Raw genomic sequence first — 26268 nt, 5'->3', positions numbered from 1 at the left:
TTACTTAATCGTTTAAGTTTCTTGCCCTCAAAAAAAGTCCCGTCAATCCCGGAAGCAGAGTTCGCAGGGCAGCACGAGCGACTCAAACTCCCGATCGGCAGACCGCGGCAGACTGCCCCGGTTCCGGATATCGCCCAGCAGCATCCGCACCGCGTTGCGCCCGATCTCCCCGACCGGCATCCGCGCCACGTTCATCGCAGGAGCCAACACGCTCATCGCAGGCACCTCGTGAATACAGGCCAGCCCGTAACCGTCGTTGATGTCGATCCGGCGGCCGTGGAAATAACGGAACGCCTCGAGCGCCAGGATATGGGTCGTAAAGAAAAAACCGTCCACGTCGGGCGCCTTGGCGAAAATCCGGTCGAGCGCGCGGAACACGTTCTCTTCGTAACCGACGAACGCCGCCTCGCCGTACAGGTCGGGATCGACAGGAAGACCGGCTTCCGTCAGCGCCCGGGCATAGCCGGCACGCCGCTGATCCATCGTGGTCAGATGCGGGTTGGTCGTCACGATGGCGATCCGGCGGGCTCCCCGCTCGATCAGGTGGCTCACCAACCGGTAGCTGCTCTGTTCGTTGTCGATAATTATATAATGGGTTTTCAGTTCCGAAAAATAACGGTCGAAAACGACCAGCGGGAACGCGTCGTCGACCAACTGCCGGATCTCCGTCTTCGAAATCTTGGTCGGGGCCAGAATGATCCCGTCGACCTGCTTGGCGCGGAACATCCGGATCATCCGGTTCTCCCGCTCGCCTTCGGACTCCGAACTGCATATCATCAGCGAATAGCCGTGCCGTTCGGCTTCCATCTCGACTTCGCGGGCGACTTGCGAATAAAACGAGTCGGAAATAGAAGGAAGAATCAGGCCGATCGTGCTGGACACCCCGGTATTCAGGCTGCGAGCCAGCAGATTGGGCTGATAGTTCATTCGCCGGGCGCACTGCTTGACCCTGTCCTGAGTCGCCTGGCTGATCCCGCGCTCGTTCCCACGACCTGAAAGCACCCACGAAACGGTCGTTTTCGACAGGCGAAGCTCTTCGGCGATATCTTTCAACGAAGTTTTCATACGATCGGAAAAACGGGATATGCTACCCCGAATCGACTTTTAAATCACTTAATCGGTTAAATCCGCACTAAATTACTTCTTTTTCCAAAAATAACAAATTAAATCGCAAAAAAACGGAACAAAGCGGATATTTTTTTCAAAAATCTATCCTATTTATTTATTACTTTTGACAAACCCAAAACTTAACCCGCATGAAAAAAAACATTTACAAGATCATCGCTCTTTCGTTGCTGCTGACGCCCGGCGGCGCAGCGGCGGAAGACGCCCGGACGCGTCTCGTCGGAGACGGATGGTTCGAAATGCCGTTCCGGCCCTCGCAGCAGAATCCGCAAGGCGAATACATCTATTTCGTCGGAGGATACAACTCGGAAGACCGCGGCACCCCGCCCTGGGGCAGTCTCGTGGAATCGGAAAACCTGTTCATCGGCGACCGGGCCGGCGAGATCGTGATCGCCTACGCGGACGGAACCGCCGACGTAATTCCGCTGATCTTCGGCTACACCATGTGGTTCAAAGCGAACTGGCGCGACGGAGGAGCCCCGTTCAAAACGGAAGAGGCGGAACCGGCCATGACGGCCTGCCTGCGGAAAGCGCTTCAGTTGCAGGGCGGATTCGAAGGAAACGACCAGACCGCCATCAAAGTGAAAATACAATCCAAACCGATCCGCGAAATCCGGCTCGCCGACAATCCCCGCAAAGCAGGGGAACCGGTGTTCGACGGCGGATATCTGCTCCGTTCGGACGAGCGGAAAACGCTCTCCGGCGGCAAACCGGTCGATGCGGCCGATCCGTTTTTCGACACGCATACGATCGACAGCCGACGCCCGGACACGATGCGCCGCGAGATCGAACGAATACGCCGCCGCCTTTACACATTCGAAAGCGATTTTAAGAAAGCTCCTGCGTTCAAATATCCCGAAACCTACGAACGCGCCCGGATTTCGTTTACCGGCAACCGTTTCGCCGATATCCTGACGCAGGTGTACTACTACAACGTCGAGGATATCCTGACCAAAATGCGCGACGACGGAATGATCGACGAAAGCTCGCCGGGAGCCCCGTCATGGCGGTACGACGGCTTCGGAACCTGGGTTCCGCAAGCGAACAGCTATTGCGGAGCGATGTATTCGCGGAACCGGGCGCTGGGAATCCTCTCCTACCTGGATCTGCTGCCGAAAACGCAGAAATCGGTCGATTTTCTGCACAAATGCCTGATGTATTACCCGGACAACGGACTGACGATGCTCGGCAAACGGATTCCGGGGCACTGGAGCGTCATCCCGAACAAACCGATGGAATACTCGAAAGTGCTCGTCCCGGTAGCCAACTGGCCGACGCAGTACACAAAAGAACTTTTTGGGGACGACTACCAGAACTTCGGCAACAGCGAACCGGACGGACACGGACTGACCATGATGAGCATCGCCAACGTATGGCGCAACGGCGGAGCCGACCCGCAGTGGGTGCTCGACAATTGGACATACGTCAACGAAGCGGTGCACTACATCGACTGGGCGATGAAAAACCCCGACATATCGTTCAACAAGAACGGACTGATGTACGGCGAAACGGAAGCCGCCATGATGGACTACACGATGTTCGCCAACATCCCGTGCTACCTCGGCGTGCGGATGTACGTCGAAATGGCGCAGGCGGCCGGCAAAACCCGCGAAGCGACGGTATGGACCGAACTGGCCGACCGGATGGAGCGGGCGATCCTCGACGGATTCTCCGACGGGCGGCAGTGGAACCCGGAAAAGTTCGGATTTTTCCACGACCCGTCGATGTCGATCTACGCCGACTACGTGGGCTACGACGTCCGCAACGACGCGCCCGCAGCATGGTATTCGCTCTGCGACAACACCTACCGGAGCGATATCGACCGTTATATCGGCAACGCGTTCTTCGGGCCGCGCGGACTCGGATACGACCACAACATCATCACGCAGACCTCGATGCTGCTCGACCGGAGCGACGATTACGACCGGTTCCTGACCAATCTTTCGAAACTGTGTTACAGCCCGAGGTTGCCGAAGCCGTTCATCGTCCCGGAAGGCGCGTCGTACAGCCGGGAGCAGGGAATGTACCGGCGCCAAGGCGATCTCGGCAATTTCGTGCAGCAGAACGAAACCGTCCGGACGATCCTGATGGCGGCCGGCACTTCGAAAGCGCAGGGCAACGTCGTCAAGATCATGCCCCGGCTGCCGAAAACATGGAACGTCGAAGTAAACGACCTGACCGTTCCCGGCAGCGAAGCGAAAATCAGCTACCGGGCGACCTATCCGGAAAATAACGTGCAAACCGCCTCGTTTTCGATCGAAAACAAAGGAAACCTGGATACGCTGAAATTCAGGGCCGGACCGTTCACGTGCGACCGGGTTACCGTGAACGGCACGGTCGTCCGCACCGAACCGGCCGGAGACGCACGATGGGCATGGATTACCGTCGACCGGTTGCAGAACAGAGAGAAGTACACGTTCAATATCCGGCCGTAACCGGCCGTATCAAACAGAAAAGGCGGGATAAATCTCCCGCCTTTTCTGCCACAACCCAAAATCAATATTTTACAAACCAGCCGCTTACAGCCGAGACGAACATCGGACCAAAAGGAATCAGCACTTCCGGTAAGGAAAATTAAACCGGAATATCGAACCTTCGCCCAGTTTCGATTCGGCCCATATTTTCCCATGCTGCCGTTCGACGATCATCCGGCAGATGGCCAGTCCGAGCCCCGTTCCCGCAATGAATGAATTCAATTTCGTAAAACGGGTAAAAATCGTGCTCAGTTTGTCCTCCGGAATCCCCAGGCCGATATCCGCCACATAGAACTCGACCCGATCCTCCCTGAGCCGATACCCGTAACGGATGAACCCTTCTTTGGTAAATTTGATCGCGTTGGTAATCAGGTTGACGATCACCTGCGACAACCGGCCCGGGTCGCAAAGCGTCACCAGATTGTCGAAAGCGCCCTCGAATACCAGTTGCACGCCCGGAGCCGTCTTCTCGATCAGCGTGCAGTAAATATTCTGGCACAGATCGGTCAGGTTCGCCGGGATGTCCACGAACTCGATGGTTCCCGCCTCGATCTTCGACAGGTCGAGGATGTCGTTGATCAACATCAGCAATTGATCGGAATTGGTGTCGATGATATTGATGATCGAAGCGCGCTCCATCTCGTCGGTAATTTCGGGCAGTATCTTGGCAAAGCCGACGATGGCATTCAGCGGCGTCCGGATTTCGTGGCTCATGTTGGCCAGGAAAGCGGTTTTCAACTGGTCGGACTGCTCGGCCTTCACTTTGGCTTCGAGCAACTCGGTCTCGATCACTTTGCGTTCGGTAATATCCCACGAAATCCCCATCAGCAGCGGCAGCTTGCGTTCCTCGACCGGAACCAGCATCTTCACCGTATTGACGATCCGCTTCTGGCCGGTTACGACGGAATACTCCTCTTCGAAAGGCGGCAACTCGCCCCGCTTCAACAATTCGAGATCGTCGCGCTGGAAATGAGCCGCATCGGCCGGATTCGGAAAAATTTCGAAATCGGTCTTCCCGATCACCTGCGAAGCCGGAATTCCCGAATGCTTGACGAACGACTGATTCCAGTACAGATAACGGAACTCGTCGTTCGGGTCTTTCACGAACAGGTATACCGGGATATTATCGAGAATCGCTTCCATCAGCCGGTTCAGTTCTTTCAACTCGTTCCCTTGTCTGACTCGCTCGGTAACGTCCCGGCAGAAAAACCAGACGACCTTCTGATCCGAAAACGAATCGTCCAACAGGTAAACCATCGACTCCATCGTGATCGACTCGCCGTCGGGCAATTCGTAGGAGCACGTATTCTGCAACACCCCGCCGTTCCGCCGCAACCTATCGACCAGGGCCTCGAAACCGTCCGGAGCATACTGTCCCTCTTTGAGATCGTTCAGACTATATTTCGCGACGTCGTCCGTAATCCGATGGTGCGACAGGAACGTCCGGTTGGCAAAACGGAACATGCCGTCCAGCGAACAGCAGAAAATCTCTTCGCTGGCATTATTCACCGCATATTTCAGGATTTCCAGTTCATGGTAACGCTCGATAATCGGCGTTACGTCTTGCACGTACCCTTCGACGACGCGATGTCCTTTTTCGACGGACTCCCGAAGAACCCGGTGACGCAGGTATTTGACTTTGTCGTCGGTAACGATCCGAAACTCGATGTAATCTTTTTCTCCCAGCTCCGGATTATAATGCAGCAACTGGCGCGCTTTTTCACGGTCGTCCGGATGGACGAAATGCTCGAAATAGTAGTCGGCATTCACAGAATCGGCTCCGCTCTCCCGTTCCAGCAGTACAGGCAGGATATCCGGGGCATAAAATTCGTTGGTTTCCGAATAATAGAACCAATACCCGAGCGAAACCACCTGCTCGATCAGCTTCATCCGCTTGTTGGCGTCGTTCATCGCCTTTTGGGTACGCACCGCCTCGGTGATATCCCGGCACATACACAACACTTTGTCCCGGTCGAGCGGCCAGATCCGGTTTTCGTAATGCCGGAGTTCGCCGTCCACGGTCAGGTCGTGCCGCCCGGTAGAACCTCTTTTCGTTTCGAGCACGTGATCCAGATTGGCCCGCACGTTTCGATAAGCCTCCTCCGGCAACAGCTCCCGGATATTCATCCCGATGAACCGTTCGGACGGAACGCCCACATGATTGGTCTCTTCGGACGAAATCAGCTCCGTAATAACCCCCGAATTGGTCCACACCGTCATCATATCGGGCAAGGTATCCAATATCCGATCCGCGTATTTGGCCCGGGTTTGTTCGGCGGCGCCGTCGACGGCGCCGGAAGTACGACGATTCAGTTGTGTGCGAAGCTTCTCGTTTTCCGTTTCCAGTTCCTGAATTCTTTTCAGCAATTGCTCTTCCCTGACCATCCTTGTCCGTGTGAATAAATTAATCTGCTATAACTAATTTTACAAATATACAACTTCGTAATGAGAATCATCGGAAATTCGTGAAAAAGTTCACTTTTTTATAGTCCCGCAATCCTCTTGCAGATACATATTTACATCCTAAAATAACGCAAAACGTCGCCACCGGCGCATTCCCGGCCCGAAAACTTCGGAACAATCGGCTCGTTCGCTTACCGTCCAGACCTTTTTATATTATTCGCCTTATTCGCCGAAAACGGAATCATTCAGACGCCGACCTGACGTTTGGCCTCCATCAGGATCGTAAATGCCCGGTGAATGTCCTCGTCGCCGATCACGACGGTAAACTCGTTGGTCGTACTGATTACCTCCGCAATATTGATATTGTCCCACGCCAGCTCCTTGAAAATATAGTAATAGACGCCCGGACAGATGGTGTTTTCGGCCGGCAGCTTCACCGTAATCGACGAAAGGTTCTCGGTTTTGGCGATCTCGGTCTCTTCGGCGAAAATTTCGTCCACCAACTTGACGATCGAACTGCTCACGACGAGGGTCGTCTCGTAGATCCCCTGCGAAAAAGTGCAAAACACGTCCTTCATCGCCCGCACGCGGTCGAGCAGCTTGGCCTGCCGTTCGTAAAGGGTCGGGGAGTTGACGAAAGCGTAATCGGCCAGGTTCGAGCGCACGATGATGTCCCCGATGTTTTCGACCACCTTTTTGAACTTCATCGCCGACATCAACTCCAGACGCGGAACCAGCCTGTTCAGCGCCATGATGACGGCGCTGTCGTTTACCTCCTTTCCTACTTTTTTCTCTATTTCGGGCTTCAGTTGCCGGGCCAACGCCGAAAGATTGACCAATCCTTCGACGAGCGCGCCTTCCAGAAAAGGCTTCTTTTTGATCACCTCTTCGACCGCATTCGGAATCGTGAGCATATCGTTATTTTTTATGTGACAATACCAACCGGATCCGTCGCCGCACAGGACGCTTCCCTGCCCGGACCGTGTCTAATTTTTCACTCCGACCCGCTTTGTTGCAAAAAAAATAAAATTACCCGATAAAAACAAACAATTCATTCTATTTTTGTGCGAAAAATAAATTCTTGTTTGATTTTACAACTTATTGATTGTTTTTATGATTAAAGTGTTGAAATTCGGAGGCACGTCGGTGGGTTCGGCCGCGAATATGAAGAAAGTAGCCGAAGTAGTCCGTCACGAAGGAGCGAGGATCACGGTGCTGTCGGCGATGTCGGGCACGACCGACGCTCTGGTGAAGATCGTGGCGGCAGCCGCAGCCGGAGACCGGGACACGGTGGAAAGCCAGCTCGCGATGTTGACCGATAAATATACGACCTGCATCGACGGGGTGCTCGGCGCGCACCGAGACGAGGCCCTCGGACGGATGAAAGCCGCCTTTGAACTGATTCGCAGCGAAGTCGGCGCATTCCGCGAATACACTTCCGAACGCACGATCATCGCGCAGGGCGAACTACTGACCTCGGCGATTTTCACGCTGTACCTGAACGAAACCGGCATGAAGGCCGTATGCCTAAACTCGCCCGACTTCATGGTGACCGACGAAGACGGGAAAGTAGATACTTGCCGTCTGAGGGAAGCGCTGGCTCCGGTAGCGGCCGACCAGGATACTTTCTACGTGGCGCAGGGTTTCATCTGTACGAACAACCGAAGCGAAATCGACAACCTCGGACGCGGCGGCAGCGATTACAGCGCGGCGCTGATGGGCGCGGCGATCGACGCGAACGAAGTGCAGATATGGACCGACATCGACGGAATGCACAACAACGATCCGCGCATCGTCGACCACACCCACCCGATCCGAAACATGAGCTTCGACGAGGCGGCCGAACTGGCTTACTTCGGGGCGAAGATCCTGCACCCGGCGACCATACAGCCCTGCAAAGACAAAGGGATCGCCGTGCTGCTGAAAAATACGATGGACCCGAAAGCCCCGGGCACGACGATTTCCGACCGCGACGACGATTCGAAATCGTTCCACGCGGTGGCCGCCAAAGACGGAATCACCGTGATCCGTATCCACTCGGCGCGTATGCTGATGGCCTACGGCTTCCTGCGTAAGGTATTCGAGATTTTCGAACAGTACCGCACGCCGATCGACATGATTACCACGTCCGAAGTGGCCGTATCGCTGACGGTCGACAACGACAAGCACATCGACGAAATCGTCGCCGAACTCGAAAAGCTCGGCACGATCGAGATCGAACGCAACAATTCGATCGTGTGCGTCGTCGGACGAATGGAACACGGCGACGCGGGACTGGCCGCCAGCGTTTTCAAAAGCGTCCAGTCGATTCCGATCAAAATGATCTCGTACGGGGCAAGCCACCGCAGCCTGGCGATGCTGATCAGCACCGAATACAAGAAACAAACCTTGCAATCCCTTAACGACGGACTTTTCGAATAATTATGAGCGCACGAAATTACATCAAACAGTTAGCGGAACTGCCCACGCCGTTCTATTTTTACGACATGGAACTGCTAAACCGCACACTGAACAAGGCGACCGAAGCGTCATCGCGTTACGGCTATAAAATACATTACGCGCTGAAATCGAACTTCGACCCGCGCATCGTCGAAGCCGTGCGCCGCGCCGGCATGGGCATGGACTGCGTCAGCGGCAACGAGGTGCGGATGGCCGTCGAAAACGGGTTTGCGGCATCGGAGATCGTATTCGCCGGCGTCGGCAAAACCGACCGGGAGATCGAATACGCGCTCGGCCAGGAAATCTTCTCGTTCAACTGCGAATCGTTGCACGAATTGCAAGTCATCAACGAAATCGCCGGACGAATGGGCAAAAAGGCGCGAATCGCGCTTCGGATCAACCCCGATGTCGATCCGAAAACGCACCGCTACATCACCACCGGCAAAGCGGATAACAAATTCGGCATCTCGTACGACGAAATCGACGCGGCGATCGCTTCGCTCGAAAAACTCGCAAACCTCGAAATCGTCGGGCTGCACTTCCACATCGGCTCGCAGATCCGCGATATGCAGGTGTTCGAAACGTTCAGCAAACGGGTATTCGACATCAAGGAGTGGTTCCGCGAAAAGGGCATCGTTTTGAAACACCTCAACATGGGCGGCGGACTCGGCATCGACTACGACGACCCCGACCGGGAACCGATGCCCGACTTCGAAACCTATTTCGACATCTTCCACCGCAACCTGAAAATCGACGAAGGCCAGACCGTGCATTTCGAACTGGGCCGCTCGCTGGTCGCGCAGTGCGGCGAATTGATTACGCGCGCGCTTTACAACAAAGAAACGTCGGCCGGTACGAAGATCGTGATCGTCGACGCAGGAATGACCGACCTGATCCGGCCGGCCCTGTACGGCGCGAAACACAAGATCGAAAACCTGACTTCCGCGACCGGGAGCGAAAAATATACGATCGGCGGCCCGATCTGCGAATCGTCGGATATTTTCGGCCGCGACGTCGAACTGCCGGTCACCTCGCGCGGAGACCTGCTGACGCTGCGTTCGGCAGGGGCTTACGGCATGGCGATGGCATCGCGCTACAATCTGCAGGATCTGCCCGGAGCCGTATACAGCGATAAACTATAAAAACATATTTTTATAAACTACCGAATAAAGCGCTCATTCATAGCGCTTTATTTTTTGATGTGCGATTTTCCGTTCGGAAGCACCTCGGTGACGACGGAACCCGGTATCGCTGCCGGAGCTTGTGAAGATAAGGAATGAGCCGCCGCCGTCCGATACGAATTATCCGCATTTATCGCCGGGCGTACCCGCTGAAATTAGATACTTTGTAAAACTTTTCGTAACTTTCGCACCTATTTCAGGCGACCGGAACACCGGCCGATTTCCGGAGGAAAGCCCGACTGCCCGAAACAATCGACGACAAATTAAAAGGAAAACAAGATAGAACGATGAAAATTTCATTGAACTGGCTGAAAGCCTATATCAAAACCAACCTGAACGCCGAACAGATCTCCCGGACACTGACCCAGATCGGACTCGAAGTCGAGGGATTCGAAAAAGCGGAATCGATCCGCGGGGGACTCGCCGGACTGGTCGTCGGCGAAGTGCTGACCTGCGACAAACACCCGGACGCCGACAAACTGCACGTAACGACGGTCGACCTCGGCGACGGGCAGCCGACCCAGATCGTATGCGGCGCGCCGAACGTAGCGGCCGGACAGAAAGTGGTCGTAGCGACGATCAACGCCATGCTGTATCCGACCGGCGAAGAGAACGGCTTCAAGATCAAAAAAAGTAAAATCCGCGGCGTCGAATCATTCGGTATGCTGTGCGCCGAAGACGAGATCGGCGTGGGAACGAGCCACGAAGGAATCATCGTACTGCCGGCCGACGTGAAAGCGGGAACTCCGGCGAAAGAATATTTCCAATTGGAAGACGATTACCTGCTCGAAATCGGCCTGACGCCGAACCGGGCCGACGCGATGTCGCACTACGGCGTAGCGCGCGACCTGGCCGTCTACCTGAAGGCCAACGACATCCCGCACGAACTGATCCTGCCTGCGGTCGACGCGTTCGGCCGGGACAACGATTCGAAAACCATCGCCGTGGAGGTAGCCGATTCCGAAGCCGCGCCGCGTTACATGGGCGTAACGATGACCGGAATCAAAATCGCGCCTTCGCCGGACTGGTTGCAACAACGCCTGCGAGCTATCGGCATTAACCCGAAAAACAACGTGGTCGACATCACGAACTTCATTTTACACGAAACCGGACAACCGTTGCACGCATTCGACGCGGCGAAAATCAAAGGAGACAAAATCGTCGTGAGAACCTGCCCGGAAGGGACGCCGTTCGTTACGCTGGACGGTGTGGAACGCAAACTGTCGGCCGAAGACCTGATGATCTGCAACGCCGAAGGGCCGATGTGTATCGCCGGCGTGTTCGGCGGACTCGACTCGGGCGTATCGGACTCGACGACCGAAGTATTTATCGAGAGCGCCTATTTCAACCCTGTCTGGATCCGCAAAACGGCCAAACGCCACGGACTGAGTACCGACGCGTCGTTCCGCTACGAACGCGGAATCGACCCGGACATGACGCCTTACGCGCTCAAGCGCGCCGCGCTGCTGATCCGCGAACTGGCCGGAGGCGTCGTTACTTCGGCCGTAACCGACATCTACCCGGTGCGGATCGAGCCGTTCCGGTTCGAGGTGTCGTACGACCGGATCGTCCGGCTGATCGGCAAAGCGATCCCGGAGACGACCGTCCGAAAAATCATCGACGCGCTCGGCGTGACGATCGAATCGGAACGCGACGGCGCATGGCAGGTCTGCGTACCGCCTTACCGCGTCGACGTGCGGCGCGAGGCCGACCTCGTGGAAGACATCCTGCGGATTTACGGCTACGACAACGTAGAGATCCCGATGCACGTCAACTCGACGCTCTCCTACGCTCCGAAGCCGAATCGCGACAAGCTGATCAACATGCTCTCCGATACGCTGAGCGCCAACGGATTTTTAGAGATTATGAGTAATTCGCTGACTAAAGCGGCCTATTACGAAAACTTATCGGCCTACAAAGCCGAAAACTGCGTGCAGATTCTCAACCCGCTCAGCAACGACCTGAGCGTAATGCGTCAAACACTGTTGTTCAACGCAATGGAGGCGATCCAACTGAACGTCAACCGCCGCAACGGAGACCTGAAAATCTACGAATTCGGCAACTGCTACTCTTACGATCCGGCAAAAGCCGAAGAGGGAGGGCTCGCGCCGTACAGCCAGCGGGCAATGGTTTCGATGGCCATAACCGGCGCAGACCACGCGGCTTCGTGGAACGTTCAATCGCAGCCGAGCACTTTTTACACGCTACGGAGCGCGGCTGAAAAAGTGCTGAAAAAATTCGGTGTCGACCTGAACGACGCGACCACCGAACCGCTCGACAGCGACCTGTATGCCGAAGCGGTCCGCTGCAAATTCAACGGCAAACAACCGCTGCTCGAAATGGGCGTCGTGTCGCGGAAGATCCGCAACCTGTTCGACGTTAAAGCGGACGTTTATTACCTCGAACTGAATTTCGACGCGCTGGTCAAACTGACCCGAAACCATACGGTCACGGTCAGCGAACTGCCAAAATACCCGGAAGTGAAACGCGACCTGGCACTGCTCGTGGACAAGAGCGTCAACTTCGCGCAACTGCGCAGGATTGCTTTCGCGACCGAGAAAAAACTATTGAAGAGCGTATCGCTGTTCGACGTATACGAGGGCGACAAGCTGCCGGAAGGCAAAAAATCGTACGCGCTGAGTTTCGTCCTCGAAGACCGTGAAAAAACGCTGACCGACCAAGTGATCGACCGGACGATGGGCAATCTGATCCGCGAATTCGAACGGCAGGCCGGAGCGCAGATCCGCTAAACGCACGAAAAACACATCTAACAGAATATGCAGGAAAAAATCTTGATTCTCGATTTCGGTTCACAGTACACGCAGCTGATCGCACGCCGCGTGCGCGAGCTGAACGTCTATTGCGAAATCCATCCGTACAACCACTTCCCTCAGCCGGACGAATCGGTCAGAGGAGTGATCCTCTCCGGAAGTCCTTATTCGGTACGGGACGCCCAGGCGCCTCAGGCAGACCTGTCGGCGATCAAGGGACGCCTTCCGATGCTGGGCGTCTGCTACGGGGCCCAGTACCTGTCGCAACAATTCGGCGGCGAGGTAAAACCATCGGCCACAAGGGAATACGGACGCGCGATACTATCGAAAGTCGTTGCGAACAACCCGCTGATCGCAGGCCTTTCGGACAGGACGCAAGTATGGATGTCGCACGGAGATACGATCGTGAAAATTCCGGAAAACTACCGCATCATCGCCAGCACGGACACCGTTCCGGTCGCCGCCTTCCAGATCGAAGGCGAACAGACCTGGGGCATCCAGTTTCACCCGGAAGTGTACCATTCGACCGAAGGCAAACAACTGCTGAAACATTTCGTCGTGGATATCTGCGGCTGCCGCCAACAGTGGACGCCCGACTCGTTCATCGAATCGACCGTCCGCGAACTGCGCGACAAGATCAAAGGCGACAAGGTATTGCTGGGACTCTCCGGCGGCGTCGATTCGTCGGTGGCGGCCGAACTGCTGCACAAAGCGGTAGGCGATCAGTTGGTCTGCATCTTCGTCGATATGGGCCTGCTTCGCAAAGACGAATTCGAATCGGTGCTGAAATCCTACGAGTCGATGGGACTGAACGTAATCGGCGTACGGGCCGGCGATAAATTCCTCGCCGACCTGGCCGGCGTGACCGACCCGGAAAAGAAACGGAAGATTATCGGCCGCGATTTCATCGAAGTATTCGACGCCGAGGCGCAGAAACTGACCGACGTGAAGTGGCTCGCCCAGGGAACGATCTATCCCGACGTGATCGAATCGATCTCGGTCAACGGCCCGTCGGCGACGATCAAATCGCACCACAACGTAGGGGGGCTGCCCGAAAAGATGAACCTCAAAATCGTCGAACCGCTGCGACTGCTGTTCAAGGACGAAGTACGCCGCGTGGGACGCCAGTTGAACGTTCCGGCGGATATCCTCGGGCGCCATCCGTTCCCGGGGCCGGGACTCGGCATCCGTATCCTCGGCGAAGTGACGGCCGAGAAAGTCCGTATCCTGCAAGAAGCCGATAAAATCTTTATCGACGGACTGAAAGAGTCGGGACTGTACGATCAGGTCTGGCAGGCGGGCGTGATGCTGCTGCCGGTTCAGTCGGTCGGCGTGATGGGCGACGAACGCACTTATGAAAACTGCGTAGCGCTGCGCGCGGTCACCTCGACGGACGGCATGACCGCCGACTGGGTACACCTGCCCTACGATTTTCTCGCTAAAGTCTCGAACGACATCATCAACCGCGTAAAAGGAATCAATCGCGTCGTTTACGACATCAGTTCGAAACCGCCCGCAACGATCGAGTGGGAATAGGACGATTCACCGAATCAAACGCCCGGACGTTCATACAGGAACGATCCGGGCGCTTTTCATTCGGTCAGCGCGGCAGGCCAATTCGGATCGTTCGCATCGGCCGTAGCCAAACGAATGTCGTAAACGATGCCGTCGCCGCAATAAGTGTAGTACAGATAAATCGGTCCGTCCTTAACGACCATGCAGGAGCCTCCGGTCCCGTAAGCCGCTTTATGAATTAATTCGTTCGTACCCGCTACCAGCGGATCGGTGTCCTTCCGATACTTTGCAGGTATTGATTCGCCTGACTGAAATGACGGCACCCGAAAAAGCCCCGGTAAGCCGACAGCGGGGACGGATGCACGGTCTTCAGGATACAATTCCGCTGCGGATCGACCATCGACGCCTTACGCTGGGCGTAAGACCCCCACAGCATGTAGACAATCCCCTGTTTTTGCCGCGCGATAGCCTGTACGACGGCATCGGTAAACTGCTCCCACCCTTTTCCGGCATGCGAAGTCGCCTCGTGGGCGCGCACCGTCAACACGGCGTTCAACAGCAACACACCCTGTTCGGCCCAACGGTCGAGGTTGCCGCTCTGCGGAACCGGCGTCCCCGTATCGGCGTTCACCTCCTGGAAAATATTGACCAGCGACGGCGGAAACTGCACCCCGTCGTTTACAGAGAAACACAGGCCGTTGGCCTGCCCGACGCCGTGATAAGGGTCCTGCCCGATAATCACGACCTTCAGATCGTCCGGATCGCACTTATCGAACGCCCGGAAAATATTTTTCCCGGCGGGAAAAACCTGCCTCGTGGCATATTCCTGTTTGACGAACGCGGCAAGCTGCTCGAAATAGGGTTTCTCAAACTCCGCTCCGATCAGATCTTTCCACCGCGGAGCTATCTTTACGTTCATATCGCTATAAATTTAGGTTAGTTACCGGATCGAGTTCATCCGTATGCTGGCTTTCACGAAAGCCAGCGCACGGATTCTGGATATTTCGACGTCCTTGTCGGCATGATGGACATTCTGGCTCACCAGTCTGACGCACCCCTCCTTGTCGGACTTCTGGATATATTTGACCGTAATGTACTCCTCGCCGTCGATGTCGATCGAAAGCAGGTACATATCGCCCCAGAAAATGTCGTTGATGTCGTTCAACTGCTTGTACAGCACGATATCGCCGCTTTTGAGCAACGGATACATGCTGTCGCCTACGACATAAATCGCCCCGTCGCACTTCGGCAGATTCGGAATGTGGATGTAATCCACCGGCTGCCGGGACGCCTTGTCCAGAAATAGCGGAACGAGGCCCGCCGTCCCCTCCACGTTGTACAGCGGCACGCTCTGCGATCCGACCGGGCGGTCGCTCCCCTTCAGGAAAGTCCGCTCGGGGAACTGCTCGTTGAACATGGCTCCCGTTCCGGATTCAAGCCATTCCGGATTGACATTCAATGTTTGAATCAAAATATTGCGGTTTCGTTCCGACAACGACGCCCTTCCGGTTTCGATCATCGACAACGCGCTTTTACCGATCCCTATGATACGGGCCATATCTTCTTGAGTCATCGACAATTCAGAGCGAATCATACGCAGCCGGTCGCACAAAATACGGATATCGTTATTTTTTTGCATTTTTTCAGGCAAAAATGTGTTTTATTAAAATATTGAACTTATATTTGTACTGCAAAGTTAAACAGTTTTACACAAAATTCAAATAGAAATTGATATAAAGACTATTACAAGCTTTCCAAATTCAAATCTTAGATTCAAAAATTGTATAATCCATTTCGAACCGTTCTTATTTAATCTTTGTATTCAAAACTGCAAGAATTATGATCACGATCACCAAACAAATTTACGAAGAAATTGCGGAACTTCTATTGGAAAAAATTCGGGAAAAAGATTTTTTTAACGGCACCGTCGAATACGACACCGACGAATTCTATTCCTCGCTGACCTGTACGCTGATCATTTGCCGCGCCCCGGAAACCGGAATCATCCTCTCGGTACTCCCGGTGTGGTGGAACTACGACATCGCCCTGATCGACGGGGAGCAGCAAAGCGATTTCAGTTGGAACACCCTGAACCGGTTCCTCGAAAGCCGGTTCTAAACATCGGAGATCCTGCCTTATGAACATGACAGGTCCGGCGTACAGGTCCGGCGGGAAACGCATCCCGGTCGCGCGACCGCCCCGGCGCTCCGACCCGGAAACAAGTACGGGAAGCGCATCGGCGCCCGACGCGCTTCCCGGCACAAACCGAAAAACCATGACCGATTCCGAAAAAGCTTCCGTTTCGTCCGTTTCCGCAGGGGCTCCCGCCCCGGCCCGGCAGGAGAAGGCATCCTCCACGTTATACCCCAAAGCCCTGAAAAGCCTCGAAAAACGAATCCGGGGCTACCTGCTGAAAGAGGTCAAGACGACCTACGAATACGACGGAGACGGCAACAAACGAATCAAAAACGAAACGATCACCCGCAAGCAGGTCGCCCCCGACCTGGCGGCGATCACATTCGCGCTGTCGAACCTCGATCCGCAACGATGGCGCGCAAAATCCGCTGCCGACACGGGCAGTCCTCCGGACAACGACACTGCGGACGACGACCGTCCCGACCTGTCGGGACTGTCCGAACAGGCGCTCCGTGAAATTTCGGGATTGTCGGAACTCTGACGAACCGGTCGTACCCGTCCGAAATTTACTCCGGAGTACGACCGAATCCGACTCCGGTAAAATGGAAACCGCCCCCGTAACTTTTCGTCTTAACCATACCGATCTATGCTGCTTTCAAAACGACAGGCAGCGGCGGAACTCGCCCGCCGCTCGCTATGCGATTTCGCGCGGGTCTGCCAGCCGGCGATCCGCCTGACCCCGTTCCATCGCACTTACTACAATACGCTCGACCGCTTCGCGCACGGACAAATCCGCAGGCTGATCGTTTCGGTGCCGCCGCAACACGGCAAATCGCTCGGGTCGTCGGTGCTGCTGCCGGCTTACCTGCTGGGAATCGCACCGCAGACCCGAATCGCGCTGGCCTCGTACAACCTGCGGCTCGCGTCCCGCTTCAACCGCCGGGTACAACGTTTGATGAGCGAACCCGCCTACCGGGACGTTTTCCCCGCGACACGGCTCAAGACGTCCTCCGCAAAACAACCGAACGTGATCCGCACGAGCGACGAATTCGAACTGATCGGCGCTCCGGGCGGTCTGCTCAGCGTCGGGCGCGAAGGAGCGCTGACCGGCAACCCGGTCGACGTTTTCATCCTCGACGACCTATATAAAGACGCGGCCGAAGCCAATTCGCCGCTGATCCGCGACCATGCGTGGGAATGGTACAATGCGGTCGTCAAAACCCGGTTGCACAACGATTCGCGCGAACTGATCGTCTTCACGCGCTGGCACGAAGACGATCTGATCGGACGGATCGCCGCCCACGAACCGGTACTCGAACTGACCGCCTCCTCGGAATCTTATAACGGAAAAACGCAGGCGGAACAATGGCTGCACCTGAACTTCGAAGCCGTCAAACAAAGTCCCCCCACCCCTTCCGACCCGCGAAAGCCCGGCGAAGCGCTGTGGCCGGAACGCCACGGCATACGGTTACTGGAACAAAAACGCAGACTCGACCCGCTGCTGTTCGAGACAATGTACCAGGGACATCCCGCCGTACGCGAAGGACTGCTATACGGCGACAATTTCAAGACCTACGACCGCCTGCCGGAAGATACCGTCCGCCGGGCCAACTACACCGACACGGCCGATACCGGCGAGGACTACCTGTGCTCGGTCTGTTACGAGGTGGGGCGCGACGGTATCGTCTACATTACCGACGCGGTCTATTCGCCGCTCGGCATGGAGGAGACGGAGATCCTGGTAGCCGACATGCTGCTACGCAACGGCACCGTCGCAGCCCGCATCGAAAGCAACAACGGCGGCCGCGGATTCGCCCGCGAAGTAGCGAAACGATGCCGCGAAGTACGGGTCGAGTGGTTTCACCAGAGTCACAACAAGGAAGCCCGTATCCTGTCGAACGCCCCGGCCGTACTGAACCGCATTGCGATGCCGGCCGGATGGCAGATCCGCTGGCACGTCCTGTACGGCGACCTGGTCACCTTCCGGCGGCTGTTCCGCGCAAACCGGCGCGACGACGCGCCGGACGTGCTGACCGGCATCATCGAGACGGAAAGCGAAACCGCTTCGCGAAAAAATATCCGGGCCGTCGGATTCAGCCGGTAACGACCGGCGGGTCGGCACGACCGCCGGCAGTTATGCGACACAGAATCGCCGCGGCCGCCGCATCGCATGTTCCGTAAGAGACGGATCGCTGAACACAAAAACCCTCCGGGCGTTGCAAGAACGCCCGGAGAGTTTCATTCCGGCATCGATCATCCGGCTATTTTTTCTCAACAAACAGCAACATCTTCAACTGAAGCCTGTTCGCTATATCGATCAGATCTACGACCGGCTGTAGGTTCAGCGACATGTCGGCCTGCAGCAAGACGACATACTCGATCTCCGCATTCCCCTCTTTCTTGTTCTTGACCATCGAGGCCAGCGCCGGCTCGATCTCCTTGAACTCCACTTTCCGGTCGTCGATGAAATACTGACGGTCGGCCGTGACCGCCAGCATGATATTCTTTTTGGTAATCACCTTCTCGGCCGTGCTCGAATGCGGCAGCATCACCTTCAGCGCCACCGGCGTGACCATCGTGGAGATAATCAGGAAAAACAGCAGCAGGAAGAACATGATGTCGTTCAACGATGCCGTGTACACCTCGGCGAGCCTTGTTTTTCTGCGTTCGATTTTCATCGGTTACGGTTTAACGGCGTGATCCCGGTCGGCGCGGATCGCCTTCAGCGCTTCGTTGGCGACAACGTCCATCTGCAACACGATCTTGTCGATCCGGTTATTGAGCAGCGAATACCCCGAATAGGCAATGATCCCGACCAGCAGCCCGGTACCGGAGCAGATCATTTTTTCGTACAGACCGTTCGAAATCGTGGAAATATCCAGCACGCCGGACTTCGAAATGTCGTAGAAGATCCGGATCACCCCGAAAATCGTTCCCAAAAAACCCAGCATCGGCGCGACCGACGCGGTAATGGCGAGGTAATTCATCCCTTTTTCCATTTTGGAAATCTGCAAACGCGCCTGAATCTGCATCGACTCTTCGACGTCCTGCAAAGTCCGGTTGTCGTTTTTCAATCCCGCTGCGATCACCTTGAACGACGGGAAAGTCCGGCTCGCGGCAAATTGGCCGGCTTTATCGGAATCGCCGGCATAGATCAGTTTCAGCAGGTAGCCGAACGCCCGGCTGTCGTGCTTTCCGAGCTTGCGTAGCATGTACCATTTATCGGAAATAATGAAAATCGCCAAACCCGCCAGCAGGAAAATCGGGATCAGAATCAGTCCCCCCTTCATCAACAGGCTGAAATAACTCTCGCTATGAACCGCGGCGGCCGGCTCTGCCGGAAGGTTTGCGACGGCCTGCAAGAAAATACACAGTAAACCCATATTCGTTCGAATAAATTTATGGGACGACGACACGCACGACGCTCCGCAATCCCGCTATGACCTACAAAAATATATCTTTTCCCGGTTTCGGAATCACTTTTCGGAAATAAACTTCACCCGAGTCTCAAAAACGGGCAAAACGCCATCGGCCTGCGCCCGAATCCGGCGAACGATCGGAAATAAAAAACTCCTAAGTCCGAAAACTTAGGAGTTCAAACGGTGCCCAGGAAAGGACTCGAACCTTCACATCATCACTGACACTAGTACCTGAAACTAGCGCGTCTACCATTTCGCCACCTGGGCAATCCAATACCTCAAAAAACTCAAACCCTTCGGTTCCCGTGCCCAGAACAAGACTCGAACTTGCACGTCGTAAACCGACACTACCCCCTCAAAGTAGCGTGTCTACCAATTTCACCATCTGGGCTTATATCTTATTTACAACAGGAATAAAGTTCATTCAAAATTCAAAGGAAAGCTACAGAAAGAGAAAAATCTCACTTCTGCGGCATTTTCCTTCTACTAACCTAAAACTACTAACCTAAAATGAACCTAAAACTTCGTTGCAAAGATAAAACTTTTTTCCGAATCGTCCAAAACTTTTTTCCGTCTGGATCATTCTTTTGAGAACGCCCTTTACGTGTATCCCGTAAAAGTGCTGCAAAGGTAACCAAATTTGGAATAATCCAAAATATCAGGACATAATTTTTTCGATTTTTTTTATTTTCCCGTTATTAATCCTATCTTTGCGACTGCAAAAGGCGCGATGGGGCGACAGAGTTCGAATCTCTCTTCTGTTTCTGAGTAGCGCCGGATAACACAAACACAATCAAAATTATGGAAACGATCAAAATCGCCGGCGTGAAACGTAACGCATTCGGCAAAAAAGAGAGCAAAGCCGTACGTAAAGAAGGCATGGTGCCGTGCGTAATCTACGGAAACGGGGAGACCATTCATTTCGCAGTGGAAACGCGTTCGCTAAGGCCGCTGATCTACACCCCGCAGTCGTACCTCGTGGAATTCGACATCGACGGCAAAAAAGAAGTAGGCGTAATGCGCGAAGTACAGTATCACCCGGTAACGGATAACGTGTTGCACGTGGATTTCTTCCATGTAATCCCCGGCAAACCGATCTCGATCGACGTTCCCGTGAAGTTGACAGGCAACTCGGAAGGCGTCAAACTGGGCGGTAAGCTGATCCTCAGCAAACGAAAAGTACGCATCAGCGCCACCATGGAGAACCTGCCCGACGAAATCGTCGTGGACGTAACCAAACTCGGCCTGGGCAAAAGCATTTTCGTGGGCGACCTGCAATACGACAACATCGCGATCCTGACCCCCGCGTCGACTGCGATCTGCGCCGTTAAGATGACGCGTGCCGCCAGAGGCGCCGCCGCATCCGAAGCTGCCGCAGCGAAGTAGGACGACCGCGGAACGACCGCGACGACCGACATACCGAAACGCCCTGTCGCGAAGCCCCTGTAAGGGAAGCGACAGGGCTTTTTTCCTAAAAATCCGACACATTGAAATATCTGATCGCAGGGCTCGGAAACATCGGAGCCGAATATACGGAAACCCGCCACAACATCGGGTTCAAAGTGGTGGACGCGCTGGCGAAAGCCGCCGGCGTAGCGTTCGAAACGGGCCGCTATGGATCGGTCGCCGAACTGAAATACAAAGGGCGCACCTTCATCCTGCTGAAACCGTCGACTTACATGAATCTCAGCGGGAAAGCCGTCGGCTACTGGCTGAAGACCGAAAAAATCCCGATCGAGAACCTGTTCGTCGTCGTAGACGACATCGCCCTGCCGTTCGGCACGCTCCGCATCCGCGGGAAAGGAAGCGACGGAGGACACAACGGACTGAAAAACATCGCGGAATCGCTCGGGCACAACAACTACGCCCGGCTGCGTTTCGGGATCGGCGGAGACTTTCCGAAAGGGTTTCAGGTGGACTACGTCCTCGGCACCTGGACAAAAGAGGAGGCCGACGCCCTGCCCGAACGGCTCGATATGGCCGGAGAGGTCATCCGGTCGTTCGCAACGGCCGGACTCGAACGAACGATGAACGCATTCAACAACAAATAAGACAAAACGATGGGCGAAGATTTCTCGGTAAGAGTTGACAAATGGCTGTGGGCCGTGCGGATCTTCAAGACCCGCAGCGATGCGGCGGATGCGTGCCGCACGAACCGAGTATTGATCAACGGGGCTTTCGTAAAGCCTTCGCGGGAGATCAAAGTCGGAGATACGGTGACCGTAAAGAAGATGCCGGTCACTTACACATACCGCGTCGCGGCGATGGTCTCTTCGCGGCAACCGGCCAAGAACGTGCCCGATTACGTCGAAAATCTGACGTCCCAGGCGGAACTGGACAAGTTGCACATCCCGAAACTGACCGTTTTCGTACAGCGCGACCGGGGAACCGGCCGCCCCACCAAACGCGAACGCCGGGAGATCGATTCGCTGATGGGAGAGATTTACCTCGACGACGATTCGGAAACGTCCGGCGATTCAGAATAATCTTTTTCCGGTATAACAAAAGAGGAGCGCATTCCCATGCGCTCCTCTTCGTTATTTTATAACGAAAGCGGTTATTCTTCCAGGTCTTCCTGCGGCACGTCCACCGGATAACCGTTCGCAGCCTCCTCTTTCGCCTTTTTCCGTTCGACATGGCGGGCGAGGAATATACTCAGCTCATACAGCGAATAGAGCGGCAGAATTACCAGCACCAGGCTGAACAGGTCGGGCGGCGTGATCACCGCCGAAACGATGGTCAGCAGGATGATCGCATGTCGGCGGTATTTTCGTAGGAAAGCGGCCGTCACGATACCCATCTGCGTCAGGTAATAGATCAGCAACGGCAGTTGGAACACTGCGGCGCACGCCACCGACACGGTCAGTACGGTAGTCAGGTACGAGCGCACGTCGATCATGTTCGTAATATCGGCGCTGGCCTGATAACCGGCGAAAAAATTGATCGACAGCGGAACGATCAGAAAATAGCCGAACAACAGTCCGCAAAAGAAGCACACCGAAACGTAGAACACGAACATCCGGCTTTTGTAACGTTCGTAGCTGGTCAGGGCCGGAGCCACGAAGCGCCAGATTTCCCACAGCAGGTAGGGAACCGCCAGTACGACGCCCGTCACCATCGACACCTGCATATGCAGGTTGAACTGCCCGCCGAGCGCCGTATTCACCATATTCAGTTTGATATGGTTGATACACAAGGTGTCGTCGCCGAACAGCCGGTGCGATAACTCGCACAGCCAGCGGTTGGTCGGAAAGTCGGGGGACTGAGGCCCCATCAGCACCATATCGATGATAAACTTCTTGGCGACGAATGCGACGATCATGATGATGAACAACGCCGAAAAACCACGCACCAAATGGGGACGCAAAGCATCGATATGTTCAAAAAAAGTCATCTCGTTATCGGATGACTTTTCCTGTTTATCGGTCATAATATTCAAACGGTTAGCATACGATACACATTCGCGGTTCCGTAGAACCGCGCAAAGGCCCGGGCCCCTGCCGTATCCTGCAAGATTCTAATTCTTGGTAGTCTCGTCGGTCGGTTTTGCAGCGGGCGCAGAGGGAGCCGTCGTCTCGTTCTTGGGAGTTTCGGCCGTATAATCCTTGTTAATAGCGTCCTTGAACTCCTTGATACCGCGTCCCATGCCACGCATCAGTTCGGGAATTTTCTTGCCACCGAAGAAAATAACGACCAGCGCCACGATCACTAAAAGCTGCCACGGCCCGATCACACCCATTATCAGCAAAGGTAAGTTAAGCATAATTTACATATTAGGTTTCACACTCAGGTTATTGCGGTCCGGGCCCCGATTCGCGTTTCCCGAAAGCCCGTTCGTCTTGCAAATATAACACAAAAAACAGATTTTTGTTGTTCGCAGGGCATTTATTTTAGCCTGTCCCCATTCCCGCGCATTCCGGTCGTTGCGCATTCGACCGTCCAAACGGAAAAGCCGGCTTACAAAAACCCCCGCCGTTCGATCGGGCGGGGTCTTTTGTTTTTTCGGTACGTAAGCTTATTTCCCGGCCAGGAAATCGAAAGTTCCCGATCCCGCTTCGACCACCACGAAACCGTCGGCCGCATTGACGGACTTCACCGCTGGATTCTGCAACAGCGGCTTGCCGCTTTCGGTGACCTTATCGGCCGATGCGGCCGGGATGCGGATGCTGGCCGTCGTATTGGCAGGAATTACGACTTTCCACGAAAGTCCGTTCTCACCCTTCTTCCAATTGCTTTCGATCGGGCCGTACAGCGATTCGTACGACGCGTTCACCCAATCGAGCCCGTCGGGGAAATAGGGAGCCATAACGATTTTCTTGAAACCGACCTGCTGCGGATCGCTCTTGATCCCGGCCAGGTTCTCGTAATACCACGTCATCAGGTCGCCCAGCAACATCACGTGGTTGCCCGAGTTCATCGCCGGATCGGCCGTATCGCCGTTCCACAATTCCCAGATCGTCGTGGCGCCCTTGTCGATCATATAACCCCAACTCGGATAGGTACGGTTCGTAGCGATCGTGTAAGCCAGGTCGCCCTTGCCGTGCTCGGTCAGGCCGCGCATCAGGAACTGGATTCCGATCAGGCCGGTGCTGACATGGCTGTCGAATTCGCCCTGGGTTTTTTCCACGATATTTTCGAACACCTTGCCCTGCAACGAATCGGGGGTCAGATCTTGCATCAGCGACAGGATGTTGGCCGTCACCGTGTTGTTGGCGTACTGACCGGTTTCGGTATTCAAGAACATCTGGTTATAAGCGCTCTTAATATTGGCGGCGAGCTCCTGGTAAGCCGGAATATCGGCCTCGTTGCCGCTGATTGCGGCGAATTTGCTCATAATGTTCAACAAACGGTAGTAGAAACTGGTCGCGAGCAGGCGGCCGTCGGTTTTGCGAGCCGGATCGGCCGAGTGGATCAGTTCCTGGCTTTCGGGAGGCATACACCAGTCGCCGTACACGTCGTTGATAACGACATTATCCTTCATCTGCGTGTCGCGGATGAAATCCATCCACTTTTTCATCGAAGCGTAATGCTCCTTGATCGGGCGGCTGTCGCCGTACTGGTTGTACAACATATCGGCCACGCAAATGTAAGCGGCGGGCCAGGTTACGTTGCCGGAGTGTTGGTCGAACGTCCAGAAAGCCGGAGCCACGTCGGGCACGCAACCGTTTTCGCTTTGGATCTGTTCGATATCCTTCAGCCACTTTTCGTAAAGCAGCGCATGACGGAACATGAAACTTTCGCCGATGCAACCCATCGCGCGGTCGCCGAGCCATCCCATACGCTCGTCGCGCTGCGGACAGTCGGTCGGCATACTGCGGTAATTGCCGCGAATACCCCAGAACGCATTGTGGTAAATCTGGTTGATCGTCGAATCGGACGACTCGAACGAACCGACCGTTTCCATCCGGTCGTAATTGACTTTCCCTTTGAAATTTTTCAACTCGGGCTTGTAGTTCAGTCCGGTAATCTCTACGAAACGGAACCCGTGATAGGTGAAACGGGGTTCCCAGCTAAACAGGCCGTCCGACGCAGGCGTATAGATGTCGGTCACGTGCGCGCCGCGCAGGTTGTCCATATACAGGCTGCCGTCGTCCTTCAGCGTTTCGGAGAAACGCATCTTGATCGGCTTGTCCTTCTGCCCTTTCAGCGTTACAGCCAGCCATCCGACCAAATTCTGCCCCATATCGACGATGTAAGTACTGTCGTTCAACTGGTTGATCGAAACCGGGTCCACCGTATCCATCGTCATGATGTTCGGATTGCGCTGAGCGACCAATTCGCCTCCCGGAGCGCCTACCTTCCGGGCCTGCATCCACGCGCTGTCGTCGAAGCCGTTTTCGTTCCAGCCCTTCATCTCATAATTGGCGTTATACTCCTCGCCGTCGAATTCGTTGTTGGCGATGATCGGGCCGTTGGTGGTCAGTTTCCAACTGTCGTCGCTGACTACGACCGTTTTCGAACCGTCTTTATAAGTGATTTCCAGTTGTGCCAGCAGCTTCGGGTAGCCGAACTGACGCAGCGAACCGAGCAAACCGGCAGAAGGATCGCCCAGACGCATCGAGAAATAGCGCCCGTTGCCGAGGATCACCCCGATCGTATTCTGCTTGTCCTTCAGGAACTCCATCACGTCGAAAACATTGTAGTTGACCGACTTCGTATAGTCGGTAGCCGTCGGTGCGAAGATGTCCTCGTTGATCTTGCGGCCGTTCAGGTAGCATTCGTAAAAGCCCAGTCCGCTAATGTATAAACGCGCCGAAGCGACGTTCCCTTCCACCGGGAATTCCTTGCGCAGGTAACGGGCGGCCAGACGGCTGTCGCCGGTCAGGCGATCCGTCGCGTTCAGCGAACTGTCGATCCCGATCCACTGCGCCTGCCAGTCGCCGTCATCGAGCAGCGCCATCGACCACTGCGCGGCATCGCTCCACAGCGAGTCGCCCTTATTGGTGGTAATCAGCACCTTCCAGTAGTAATCCTTGCGGGATTCGAGCTGAGATCCCGCGTAAGGAACGAACGTAGACTGGTCGGACGAAACGACGCCCGAATCCCACACCAGATTTTCCGCTTTGTCGAGATCGGTCTTCGTAGGAGCCACCATGATCCGATAGGAAGTCTGCATCACGTCGTCCTGATCGGATTCGATCCGCCATCCGAAACGGGGATGCTGCTCGTCGAGCCCGATAGGGTTCTCCTGCAACTCGACAGTCAAATCGACGACGCCCGCCGGTTTTTCACCGCAGCCCATAAAAAACAACGCCGCGCAAACCAGTGATAAAAGTTGATTTTTTTTCATTTTTGGTTTTGTTAA

The 26268-nt window shown here is 55.1% G+C and carries 22 protein-coding genes and 2 tRNA genes; 11 read left to right on the top strand and 13 right to left on the bottom strand.

Annotation, left to right across the window (positions count from 1 at the left end):
* Nucleotides 1–42: 42 nt before the first annotated feature.
* On the bottom strand, nt 43–1065 hold the full coding sequence (locus tag C1A08_RS07070; protein WP_101572355.1) for a LacI family DNA-binding transcriptional regulator: 1023 nt from the start codon (nt 1063–1065) through the stop codon (nt 43–45).
* 191 nt (nt 1066–1256) lie between these two features.
* On the opposite strand from C1A08_RS07070, the gene C1A08_RS07065 reads away from it, so the two are divergent.
* Nucleotides 1257–3560 (top strand): hypothetical protein, encoded by a 2304-nt coding sequence (locus C1A08_RS07065; RefSeq protein WP_101572353.1) that lies wholly within the window; start codon nt 1257–1259, stop codon nt 3558–3560.
* Between the two features lie 117 nt (nt 3561–3677).
* On the opposite strand, the gene C1A08_RS07060 is transcribed toward C1A08_RS07065, so the two are convergent.
* Complete coding sequence (locus C1A08_RS07060; RefSeq protein WP_101572351.1) at nt 3678–5984, bottom strand: PAS domain-containing protein; 2307 nt, start codon at nt 5982–5984, stop codon at nt 3678–3680.
* Between the two features lie 263 nt (nt 5985–6247).
* A complete protein-coding gene (locus C1A08_RS07055; RefSeq protein ID WP_055205327.1) occupies nt 6248–6916 on the bottom strand; it encodes a hypothetical protein in 669 nt (222 codons plus the stop codon).
* Between the two features lie 202 nt (nt 6917–7118).
* Here C1A08_RS07055 and C1A08_RS07050 point away from each other — a divergent pair, with 202 nt between their 5' ends.
* The 4 genes from C1A08_RS07050 to guaA all read left to right on the top strand — a co-directional run bounded on the left by C1A08_RS07050 (nt 7119) and on the right by guaA (nt 13929).
* Nucleotides 7119–8423 carry an aspartate kinase gene (locus tag C1A08_RS07050; protein ID WP_219618093.1) on the top strand — a complete coding sequence of 435 codons (1305 nt, stop codon included), beginning with the start codon at nt 7119–7121 and terminating at the stop codon, nt 8421–8423.
* A 2-nt stretch (nt 8424–8425) separates the two neighbouring features.
* Nucleotides 8426–9583 (top strand): diaminopimelate decarboxylase, encoded by a 1158-nt coding sequence (gene lysA / locus C1A08_RS07045; RefSeq protein WP_101572349.1) that lies wholly within the window; start codon nt 8426–8428, stop codon nt 9581–9583.
* A gap of 326 nt (nt 9584–9909) precedes the next feature.
* Nucleotides 9910–12372: a phenylalanine--tRNA ligase subunit beta gene (pheT, locus tag C1A08_RS07040; RefSeq protein WP_101572347.1), complete on the top strand. Its 2463-nt coding sequence runs from the start codon at nt 9910–9912 to the stop codon at nt 12370–12372.
* 27 nt (nt 12373–12399) lie between these two features.
* Complete coding sequence (gene guaA / locus C1A08_RS07035; RefSeq protein WP_101572345.1) at nt 12400–13929, top strand: glutamine-hydrolyzing GMP synthase; 1530 nt, start codon at nt 12400–12402, stop codon at nt 13927–13929.
* Nucleotides 13930–13985: 56 nt separating this feature from the next.
* Here guaA and C1A08_RS13375 read toward each other — a convergent pair whose 3' ends face one another.
* Genes C1A08_RS13375 through C1A08_RS07025 form a run of 3 tightly spaced genes read right to left on the bottom strand, consistent with a single transcriptional unit; the run spans nt 13986 to nt 15520 of the window.
* Entirely contained in the window at nt 13986–14111 is a 126-nt protein-coding gene (locus tag C1A08_RS13375) for a hypothetical protein (protein WP_257937060.1), read from the bottom strand.
* Nucleotides 14112–14164: 53 nt separating this feature from the next.
* A complete protein-coding gene (ung, locus tag C1A08_RS07030; RefSeq protein WP_101572343.1) occupies nt 14165–14827 on the bottom strand; it encodes a uracil-DNA glycosylase in 663 nt (220 codons plus the stop codon).
* A 21-nt stretch (nt 14828–14848) separates the two neighbouring features.
* The gene (locus tag C1A08_RS07025) at nt 14849–15520 is read right to left on the bottom strand and encodes a LexA family transcriptional regulator (protein ID WP_055205424.1); all 672 of its coding nucleotides are present in this window, start codon (nt 15518–15520) and stop codon (nt 14849–14851) included.
* 227 nt (nt 15521–15747) lie between these two features.
* Between C1A08_RS07025 and C1A08_RS07020 the strand changes: the two genes are divergently transcribed.
* The 3 genes from C1A08_RS07020 (at nt 15748) to terL (ending at nt 18148) form a co-directional block, all read left to right on the top strand.
* A complete protein-coding gene (locus C1A08_RS07020) occupies nt 15748–16026 on the top strand; it encodes a hypothetical protein (RefSeq protein ID WP_055205321.1) in 279 nt (92 codons plus the stop codon).
* Between the two features lie 157 nt (nt 16027–16183).
* The gene (locus C1A08_RS07015) at nt 16184–16585 is read left to right on the top strand and encodes a hypothetical protein (protein WP_125147213.1); all 402 of its coding nucleotides are present in this window, start codon (nt 16184–16186) and stop codon (nt 16583–16585) included.
* A 105-nt stretch (nt 16586–16690) separates the two neighbouring features.
* The gene (gene terL / locus C1A08_RS07010; protein WP_101572341.1) at nt 16691–18148 is read left to right on the top strand and encodes a phage terminase large subunit; all 1458 of its coding nucleotides are present in this window, start codon (nt 16691–16693) and stop codon (nt 18146–18148) included.
* A gap of 157 nt (nt 18149–18305) precedes the next feature.
* On the opposite strand, the gene C1A08_RS07005 is transcribed toward terL, so the two are convergent.
* From C1A08_RS07005 to C1A08_RS06990, 4 genes are all read right to left on the bottom strand, one after another.
* The gene (locus C1A08_RS07005) at nt 18306–18722 is read right to left on the bottom strand and encodes an ExbD/TolR family protein (RefSeq protein WP_055205318.1); all 417 of its coding nucleotides are present in this window, start codon (nt 18720–18722) and stop codon (nt 18306–18308) included.
* 3 nt (nt 18723–18725) lie between these two features.
* Entirely contained in the window at nt 18726–19427 is a 702-nt protein-coding gene (locus tag C1A08_RS07000; protein WP_101572339.1) for a MotA/TolQ/ExbB proton channel family protein, read from the bottom strand.
* A 220-nt stretch (nt 19428–19647) separates the two neighbouring features.
* Nucleotides 19648–19730, bottom strand: a tRNA-Leu gene (locus C1A08_RS06995).
* Nucleotides 19731–19769: 39 nt separating this feature from the next.
* Nucleotides 19770–19854, bottom strand: a tRNA-Leu gene (locus C1A08_RS06990).
* 410 nt (nt 19855–20264) lie between these two features.
* On the opposite strand from C1A08_RS06990, the gene C1A08_RS06985 reads away from it, so the two are divergent.
* The 3 genes from C1A08_RS06985 to C1A08_RS06975 all read left to right on the top strand — a co-directional run bounded on the left by C1A08_RS06985 (nt 20265) and on the right by C1A08_RS06975 (nt 21949).
* A complete protein-coding gene (locus tag C1A08_RS06985; RefSeq protein ID WP_055205303.1) occupies nt 20265–20849 on the top strand; it encodes a 50S ribosomal protein L25/general stress protein Ctc in 585 nt (194 codons plus the stop codon).
* Nucleotides 20850–20950: 101 nt separating this feature from the next.
* Nucleotides 20951–21514, top strand: coding sequence for an aminoacyl-tRNA hydrolase (gene pth / locus C1A08_RS06980; protein WP_055205302.1), 564 nt, complete (start codon nt 20951–20953; stop codon nt 21512–21514).
* Between the two features lie 9 nt (nt 21515–21523).
* The gene (locus C1A08_RS06975; RefSeq protein ID WP_055205301.1) at nt 21524–21949 is read left to right on the top strand and encodes an RNA-binding S4 domain-containing protein; all 426 of its coding nucleotides are present in this window, start codon (nt 21524–21526) and stop codon (nt 21947–21949) included.
* Nucleotides 21950–22020: 71 nt separating this feature from the next.
* Here C1A08_RS06975 and tatC read toward each other — a convergent pair whose 3' ends face one another.
* From tatC to C1A08_RS06960, 3 genes are all read right to left on the bottom strand, one after another.
* On the bottom strand, nt 22021–22893 hold the full coding sequence (gene tatC, locus C1A08_RS06970) for a twin-arginine translocase subunit TatC (protein WP_172970805.1): 873 nt from the start codon (nt 22891–22893) through the stop codon (nt 22021–22023).
* 87 nt (nt 22894–22980) lie between these two features.
* Nucleotides 22981–23226 (bottom strand): Sec-independent protein translocase subunit TatA/TatB, encoded by a 246-nt coding sequence (locus C1A08_RS06965; RefSeq protein WP_101572337.1) that lies wholly within the window; start codon nt 23224–23226, stop codon nt 22981–22983.
* A gap of 252 nt (nt 23227–23478) precedes the next feature.
* Entirely contained in the window at nt 23479–26253 is a 2775-nt protein-coding gene (locus C1A08_RS06960; protein ID WP_101572335.1) for a glycoside hydrolase family 78 protein, read from the bottom strand.
* Nucleotides 26254–26268 lie beyond the last annotated feature (15 nt).

Origin of the sequence: Alistipes sp. cv1 (genome assembly GCF_900240235.1) — a bacterium.
Taxonomy (GTDB): Bacteria; Bacteroidota; Bacteroidia; order Bacteroidales; family Rikenellaceae; genus Alistipes_A; species Alistipes_A hominis.
Note: the sequence above shows the minus strand (reverse complement) of the source record. Positions and strands in the feature narration are given on the sequence as shown.